A 6,038-nucleotide genomic window follows, 5' to 3' on the forward strand; every position below is an offset into this window, starting at 1 on the left:
GATAAACCGTCAGAGTTGACGCTGCAAACACTCACCACCAGTTACATGTGCGAACTCATTGCTGAGCATACAGCGGGGGTTAACTCAAGCTCAGCGTTTCTGGTGGGGATGCTCTCCACCGTTCACGCTATGTTGGGTATCAGCAAGGAGGAGTTGCTTGAACGTCTACCAATGAGTGACGACATAACAGCCGCACTGTCTGATCGCAGCGGGATATTGGGAAATATACTGCGCAACACAGAACAGTATATGGCCGGACAATGGGACGAGCTTGACCCCGGCATTGATGTTTATCTGTATCGTGAAGCCTATGAAGCCAGTGCAATATGGGCAAATGAGCATATCGACGCCGTTGCTGGCTAGTACTCTGGTATTGCAGCTAAAAAGACAGAACAAGCACAGACACCAAGAACCCGGCATATAGCCGGGTTCTTGGTGTCTGTAGTAACCGTATCCGATGTGCAATTAAGACAATGTCACCACACGTGCTGCCAGCCCCATAAAAATTCCGCCAGTAATACGGTCTATCCATTTAGTATGCTTCTGCAAACCCGCAAGAATACGGGATTGGGAAAACACCAACGCCACCAGTACATACCACACACCATCGATTCCACCTGCCGTCGCCATCATAATCATCTGATCGCTTAACGACTGATCAGCAGATACAAACTGCGAGAAGAGTGCGATAAAAAACAACGCCAGCTTCGGATTCAGCAACGAGATCATCAAGCCATCAACACCGGCTCGCCAGTAGGAGACTTGAGGTACCTGACCAACGTGTAATGCCCCTTGCCCTTTTGCGGTCAACGCTTTAAAACCCAGCCACGCCAGATACGCTGCGCCGCCCCAGGTGATCGCCTTAAACAGCAGAGGAGACTCAGTCACCAGAATGGCGAGCCCCCAAACCGTCAGCAATGCCCACAGGGCAACACCCGCCGCATGAAATATCGCGGCGGCGAAGCCGTGCTGGCGGGAGTTCGTTACCGTATGACGTAACACAACGGCCAGGCTCGGGCCGGGAGTCATTGCGCCAAGAACACATATTGCGAGGATAGAAAGCCAGGTCGCTAATGTCACACTGATCCCTTTTGATTAAGATGTTCACGATATAGGCACCATTATCTGGTATTGCCAGAGCAAGCGGGTAATACTTTATCGTTATAACCTGACCTGATACGCTGGCCACTATGGAACTCTCACAGATCAACCTCAACCTACTGCTATCGCTCTACCACTTATTGCGCACCCACAGCGTCACTCAGGCAGCCGATCTGGCCCATATCAGCCAGCCCGCAATGAGCCGCAACTTGTCACAACTACGCGAAATATTCGCGGATCCACTGATGGTCCGCGTCGGCAACGATATGCACCTGACCCCCAGAGGCGAATCGATCTGGCAGCAGCTTCCTCCAACACTCAACCAACTCGAAGCACTGTTTACACCCAACCAGTTTGAACCGGCCGGTTATCAGGGCCAATTTAACGTCGCCTCAACCGACTACGTCACTCAGGAACTGGCACCCAGCTTCCTCGCAGAGTTGCAAAAAAACGCACCGGGTATCGGCATCCATTTTCATCTCTGGAAACCTTCGATGATGGATAGTTTACGGCAGGGACGTTTAGATCTGGCGTGTTGCTATCTAGACCAGGTACCCGATGATATCTACGGTCGGCAGGTAGGATCGGACGGTTTCTGCTGCCTGATGAGCATTGAGCATCCTCTGGCACAGGCCGCAGATTTGACGCTGGATGATTATATGGCCGCCGAGCATCTGGCCGTCACTGGGGGCGGTGACAAAATCCGCGCCGTTGATAGCGCCCTCGCCCGGCTCAATCTTCATCGACAACTGAAAGTGACCGTGCCTTTTATCCACTCGGCACTGGCGATCACCGCGCGCTCAGATTACCTGCTCACGCTGCCGCAACATATCGCGAACGATCTCGGCTACCGCTATGACCTTCAGATCCGTGAACTGCCACGCGAGCTGGAAGTCGGAAACAGCGCCTACTACATGATCTGGCATCACCGCATGAAAGCTGACCCCGCACACCGCTATCTGCGTGAAACTCTGTTCAGCACCATCCGCGAGGAAGCCCCTCATCTGCCCTAACCGGTCGTATGGAAAATAGCGGCGTACCAAGCGACAAATCAACAACAAATATCAAGAACATCATATCATTTTCGATATAACCTACATCCCGTTTAGTGATTGGTGATGATCACCGGCGCACCCTACACTGCCCGCATATAGGATCAGTATTGGATGCGGTAAATATGAACGAGTGGTTGTTATTGGCGGGAATCTGTTTTGCGGGAGCAATGGTACCGGGTGCGAATACCGCACTGGTATTGCGCCGAACGCTGCAAGGGGATCAGAAAGGCGCCTTTATCACTGTTGCCGGACTCTCCGTGGGACTTTCCGTTCACGTTGTTGCATCGATGCTGGGCATCACCGCCCTGATCAGCGAAACCCCGGCACTCTACGATGCCATTCGCTGGTTTGGCAGCGCGTACCTCCTGTACATGGGTGTCACCTATCTGCTCACCCGCAGTAATACCGATGAGAAGGAGGGTCAACATGGTGCGTTATCACTGCGCAATCCATTTCTTAGTGGCCTGATGGTCAGCCTGCTAAATCCAAAACTGCTGCTGATGTTTATCGCCCTGTTCAGTCAGATCATCAACGCGGCCCACGGTTGGAAAACGATGATGCTCTACGGCGCAACGCCCTTGGTGACAGAAGCGATGTGGCTGTGCCTGATTATTCTGTTGTTATCACGTCCGGCAATTCAGGCACGTCTGAATCAAATTCGTCGCGGACTGGAACGTGTCATCGGTGCGGGATTGGTGTTGCTGGGCATTAAAGTAGGTTTGGGCTAGTTTTACCTGACATTCATAAACATACAGAGGGCTTCAATCTCTTATCTCAGATTGCCCTCTGGCGCCTATTCACATCCGCCCTATAGAGCCATTGACGCCTGTACGCCTGCAATCCTTACACTTTTCTGACACTCCCCCGCTCTCTCCCTTATAAACTTGTACCTTTCATCTCACTAAGAGAACAGGGCTTCGCTATGACGGCTCACCGTTACGTATGGTTTACCACACTCACATTGATGCTGTGTATGTCATTTCCAGTTCTGGCAGACACAGGGGAATACAGCGACCTCTCCTACAATGAGCAGGTCAACAGCAGTAAACGCATCAAATGCCTGTATGGGTATGCCGCAGATAAAACCGGCGATCACGCGACCGCCATCCGGATATTTGAAGACTGCATTGAACGCTGGAACGATGTGTATTCGATGATCTGGCTAGCCCAGATTTACGAATCTGGAGTAGGTATCACCCGCAACCTCCAGAAATCCACCGCACTGATGAAACGGGGTGCTGAACTAGAGGATGAGGCAGGCTATGCCAGCCTTGCCCGTTATCATTATGGGGTTTCGCTGTATGAAGGGCTGGGGACTGCTGTCGATAAGACACTAGCGCTCCATTACCTTAAGCGTGCGGCGCAGGAAGGTATTCCAGATGCCTGTGAGTATCTTCAGCAACAGCATGAAAGCTGCCCGTAACCCCTACAGCGTCTTGATCGTCAGCTCAACGGGGCATCAGAGTTCGATGATTTCAGTCACAACCTCGGTAGTAACAGAGTTGGCGATAAAGCAGGCCTCATGAGCGGCGTGGTGAAGCGCCTCCAACTGCGTATAGGACGGCACCCTGTCAGGGGCAAATCGAACGGCCGGACGCAAAACCACCCGAGTCATCGCAATTTTGCCTTCACTGTTTTTAGCCATAGTGCCTACCGCCTGATCATTGTACGTATCCACCACAAAGCCTTGCTGAGCCGCGAAGGATAAAAAGAACAACATATGACAGCTGGACAACGCAGCAACGAAGGCTTCCTCGGGGTCCACATTGGCTTCCACTGAAAAAGGCAGCGGTACCACCTGGGGCGAAGATGAAGCCGCCACGGTGACACCACCATCAAACTGCCATTCATGGCCCCGGCTGTATCGATTATCCGTAAACGCCTCGCCGTCGGCGCGTTGCCATAATACCGTTGCGCTATAGTCTGCCATTACACATCCTGTTTTTTATTAATTCCTGAACATACACCACTTCAAACCAAAGCGATCCTAATACCTTAACTGCCGAGATCTTTTAACTGGATTCAGGCTTAGCGTTTACGCTTTCATAATCACCTGTCGTTTTAGATCAATATCAGGAACGCTCTGTGCCAGCGCCTAAAAGCAGCAAGAGAGGTTATTGAGTACGAATGGATCGCATCATGCACCGTCAAACCGCCAAATCTCAGGCAATAAAAAACCCACCTTGATAGCCGTCCAGATAAGACAGCCACCGAGGTGGGTTTTCAGAATAAGTGCGTGTGATGCTTATTCAGCGATCTCAGCGTTGTGGTAAACCTGCTGCACATCTTCACAGTCGTTCAGCATTTCAAGGAAACGCTCGAAGACTGGAACATCATCACCGCTTAGTGGCGTTGAGGTCTGAGGGATGAAAGAGATTTCATCGATTTCAAACTCAACATCGGCGAATGCATTGATAACTGCTGTTTTTGCCTTGAAAAACTCAGTGTGTGGAGCGAAAACGGTGATCATGCCATCTTCACATTCGATATCGGTTACATCGACATCTTCCATCATCAGTGCTTCCAGCACTGCATCTTCGTCATCACCTTTAAAGACCAGAACGGCCTGATGATCGAACATGTGGGAAACAGACCCAGGCGTACCCATCTTCGCTTTAGCTTTGTTAAAGCAGATACGTACGTCACCGATGGTACGGTTGTTGTTATCCGTCAGGCAATCCACGATCACCATGCAACCGCCCGGACCAAAACCTTCATAACGTGCCGGATGGTAGTCTTCGCCGCCGCCACCCTGTGCTTTTTCAAGCGCACGATCGATAACGTGGGTAGGGACCTGCTCTTTCTTCGCTTTCTCCATCAAACGGCGCAATGTCAGGTTGCCGTTCGGATCTATGCCACCATTTTTGGCGCACATATAGATCTCTTTACCAAACTTGGAGTTAATCTTTACGCGGGCACCCTGGGTTTTAGCCATGCTGGCCTTACGGACTTCAAAACTTCTTCCCATTCGGAATTACTCTTACCAGATGTTGAGTTGAATGCCATAGATTCTAATCGGAACAGAAAAAAATTTCAGGCGTGAAGCCCATTTAGATGGGGCTAATCCACAGATAACCGATAGATAGTGCCTAGATAACACCGGAATGAGGCGAAGAGACTCAAAAGCTGTATAAAAAAAGACCACCTTAGTAAACCAAGATGGTCAATTGCCAATCACGCCTTCACAGCGCATGTCGATAGACGATATCCGGGGTGACAGAAAGCGGGTAGCAACAGGACATGACCTCTCCGAAACCTGAAACTACCCTTTTCACCAGATACCAGAGAACACTTACACCTCCGCCTTAAACGCAGAGGCTCACACCTGAAACGTTATTTAAACAACGGATGAATGTTGTTTTTGTTGAACTTCAGCACCGGATCAAGCTCGGTCATCTCAAAGGAGATCTGGCAGTAGCCGTTATCCGTAACCGGTTTCATCCAGTCACACAGGATGGCGAATACTTTCTCTGCCACCTCTTTTTTCAACGCCATATCCCGCCCGTGGCCGATCTTCAGATTGAGATTAAGAAAAGCGAACTCCTCCCGACCATCTGCCACCCGATAATCTTCACAGCGGATCGCCCGACTGCGCACGCCACCCAGCGGAAAAGCTCCAGTAGATACCACATATTCATGCAGCTCTTTAAACAGCGCCTGAAACTCCAGCTGTTCATGCAGATTGGCAGAATACTCAACGATAAAATGGGGCATTAGACCTCTCCCTCCTCCAAACATTACACCTATAGTAACGATCCCCGATCTCGGCTCATTTACCCTTCTTCCCACGCTCCCGCGCAGGAATGCAGACCACTCGCGACTCGTTCTAAAACGCCTTAACGACAGGGGACTACAACGCTGTCAAACCGCCCTCGTTCCCAC

At 50.9% G+C, this 6,038-nt stretch carries 7 protein-coding genes and 1 pseudogene; 4 read left to right on the forward strand and 4 right to left on the reverse strand.

The features are described 5' to 3' along the window. Positions 1-363: pseudogene (locus ABYW01_RS11875) on the forward strand (diguanylate phosphodiesterase); the annotation flags it as partial. A 102-nt stretch (positions 364-465) separates the two neighbouring features. Here ABYW01_RS11875 and ABYW01_RS11880 read toward each other — a convergent pair. Continuing rightward, entirely contained in the window at positions 466-1,029 is a 564-nt protein-coding gene (locus tag ABYW01_RS11880) for a LysE family translocator (protein WP_372832920.1), read from the reverse strand. 161 nt (positions 1,030-1,190) lie between these two features. Here ABYW01_RS11880 and ABYW01_RS11885 point away from each other — a divergent pair, with 161 nt between their 5' ends. The 3 genes from ABYW01_RS11885 to ABYW01_RS11895 all read left to right on the forward strand — a co-directional run bounded on the left by ABYW01_RS11885 (position 1,191) and on the right by ABYW01_RS11895 (position 3,579). Further along, the gene (locus ABYW01_RS11885) at positions 1,191-2,114 is read left to right on the forward strand and encodes a LysR family transcriptional regulator (protein WP_372832921.1); all 924 of its coding nucleotides are present in this window, start codon (positions 1,191-1,193) and stop codon (positions 2,112-2,114) included. A 149-nt stretch (positions 2,115-2,263) separates the two neighbouring features. Then, positions 2,264-2,884 carry a LysE family translocator gene (locus tag ABYW01_RS11890; protein WP_372832922.1) on the forward strand — a complete coding sequence of 207 codons (621 nt, stop codon included), beginning with the start codon at positions 2,264-2,266 and terminating at the stop codon, positions 2,882-2,884. Positions 2,885-3,129: 245 nt separating this feature from the next. Further along, positions 3,130-3,579 carry a tetratricopeptide repeat protein gene (locus tag ABYW01_RS11895; RefSeq protein ID WP_372832924.1) on the forward strand — a complete coding sequence of 150 codons (450 nt, stop codon included), beginning with the start codon at positions 3,130-3,132 and terminating at the stop codon, positions 3,577-3,579. 36 nt (positions 3,580-3,615) lie between these two features. On the opposite strand, the gene ABYW01_RS11900 is transcribed toward ABYW01_RS11895, so the two are convergent. The 3 genes from ABYW01_RS11900 to ABYW01_RS11910 all read right to left on the reverse strand — a co-directional run bounded on the left by ABYW01_RS11900 (position 3,616) and on the right by ABYW01_RS11910 (position 5,870). Then, on the reverse strand, positions 3,616-4,086 hold the full coding sequence (locus ABYW01_RS11900; RefSeq protein ID WP_372832926.1) for an OsmC family protein: 471 nt from the start codon (positions 4,084-4,086) through the stop codon (positions 3,616-3,618). Positions 4,087-4,401: 315 nt separating this feature from the next. Next, positions 4,402-5,124: a YebC/PmpR family DNA-binding transcriptional regulator gene (locus tag ABYW01_RS11905; protein ID WP_193952637.1), complete on the reverse strand. Its 723-nt coding sequence runs from the start codon at positions 5,122-5,124 to the stop codon at positions 4,402-4,404. A gap of 365 nt (positions 5,125-5,489) precedes the next feature. Further along, entirely contained in the window at positions 5,490-5,870 is a 381-nt protein-coding gene (locus tag ABYW01_RS11910; protein WP_372832927.1) for a 5-carboxymethyl-2-hydroxymuconate Delta-isomerase, read from the reverse strand. Positions 5,871-6,038 lie beyond the last annotated feature (168 nt).

It is taken from the genome of Pontibacterium sp. (assembly GCF_041587635.1).
GTDB lineage: Bacteria > Pseudomonadota > Gammaproteobacteria > Pseudomonadales > Balneatricaceae > Pontibacterium.